At 40.3% G+C, this 1901-nt stretch carries 1 protein-coding gene and 1 pseudogene; both read left to right on the top strand.

What is annotated here, in order from left to right:
• On the top strand, positions 1–1494 hold a 1494-nt coding region (locus tag AC06OU_RS07510; RefSeq protein ID WP_475855000.1), incomplete at its 5' end, for a ribonuclease YeeF family protein.
• A gap of 16 nt (positions 1495–1510) precedes the next feature.
• Positions 1511–1901, top strand: a pseudogene (locus AC06OU_RS07505) (hypothetical protein); the annotation flags it as partial.

The raw sequence follows: 1901 nt of genomic DNA, 5'->3' as shown, positions 1-1901 counted from the left end.
GATGGCTCAATGAAGGTATTGGATGTAGATTTACTTCAGACAGGAATACAAAATAACGTGGATATGTTGACGCGTTTAGAGGAAGAAATGAAGGTAATTAAAACTTCTATCACTGGTTTAGTGGAGTTGGATCACTCATTAACCGGGGAGGGGGGAGCGGCTATCCGATCATTTTACAACGATTGCCATCTCCCTTTCCATAAGTTCTTTGTAGAATTTAATCAAGATTTCAAAACAAAGCTAAACCAAATAAAGTCTGCTCTGGATTCGTTGGAGCCCGATTACGCTGGTCATATTCAAGAGAGCTTTCTGGAAGGAGAGGTCGAAGAAGGACTGGTAGTAATATCTAACACTACGAGTAATTTAACTGATGAGTCAAACGCCATAATGGATGGGGTTGCTGATATAGTGGCGTTGCCTCATTTAGATGATAGTGAAGTACAGCAAGGTGTAACGGATTCTCGTAAAAAGAAGGATCTTACTATTGAAAACTTACATGAGTTTGATTCGACTCAAACCTCATCACTTTCTTCTGTAGAGTCTAACTTGAAAACACTTGATACGTGGCTACATGAAATGGAAGGACTGATGAAGTCAGGTCTTTCCGATATACATTTTCCAGCTGAGGAATGGGCTCAGTATACTGCTACTGATCCGATTCTTAGTGATATGTCTACGAGTGTAAATGATCCAGGCTCTGTAGCGGATAAAGATGCTTCTGGTGAAGCTGGTAAAGTTTCAGAAGATAGTGATTTTGATAAATTTAATGACTCTCTCGGTTACTATGGTAATGCTAATACTATCGCGAAGGATGCTAAATCAGGGTTTCTTATGTGGATGGCTACTAGGAATGGGGAACTATCTTCTGATCTAAGATTTTATGTTCCTCAAAAAGGAAGCACTTCTTATCGAATTTATGCTAGTCCACTAGCCATGGGAGTATTGGGCTTTCCAAACGAGAGTGGTGGGATGTTAAAATATGCTGGAAGGAAGCCAGGGCAGTCTGGTTGGTCACCGCAAGGAGAAATGGTGTTAGAGAAACATCCTCATCTTAGATATTGGGGAGAGAATACTACTTTAGGGGAAAAGGGTAAAACTATTGGTTCCGCCACTCTGAGAGGTGCAGGAGAAGGTTTTAAGGATGTCTTCGATTTAAGAGGAATTGCACAAAATGGGTTAGTAAGAGGAGCCACTAAAGCTGTTGCACCGATCACTGCTGGATTAAGCTACTATGATAATTATAGTACTGCCAAGGAGAATGGATCTAGTGACGGTGCAGCACATGCAAGAGCAGTTGGAGAAACTGCTGCAGATGTGGCAATCGGTAGCGCCATTCAAGTTGGCTTAACTGCGGCTGGGACTGCCCTAATACCAATACCAGGCCTAGGAACATTTTTAGGGGCAGCTGCAGGCGTAGGTGTCAATATGTTACTAAATGCCAAAGGTAAAGACGACGAATCCGTAATGGATAAACTAAAAGGGTTGTTCCGGTAAGAAAGAGGAGAGACATTTGGTAAGTAAGTTGAAGGAAGAAGACTTTGAGGTTTTAAGAATACCTTTAGAGTCTGGAAGACAAGGACCATCTCAATTGGCAACAGCCTTAATATTAGGGGCAATATTCATGCCCATGATTTATGCATTAGAATACTACGTGGCAGCTTACGATTCTATTTTCCCGTATAAAGAGAAAATTTTAGAGGTGCACTTTTGGTTTACTAGTGTATTAGTTATTCTCTCAATTATTTATGCTATTCCATTCATATATCGTAGAAGCCAAAAAGTCCAATATTTATTGACCATATTAGTCTCTCAAAATCTTTTTACTTTTCCTTTATTTATTTGTGCGTTGTTTTTTATAGGAAAAGAAGGAGAAGGGATGAAGGCAACTCCTGAGTCTCTTC

Source organism: Psychrobacillus sp., from assembly GCF_056205495.1.
This window is presented reverse-complemented; position numbering and strand designations above follow the sequence as displayed.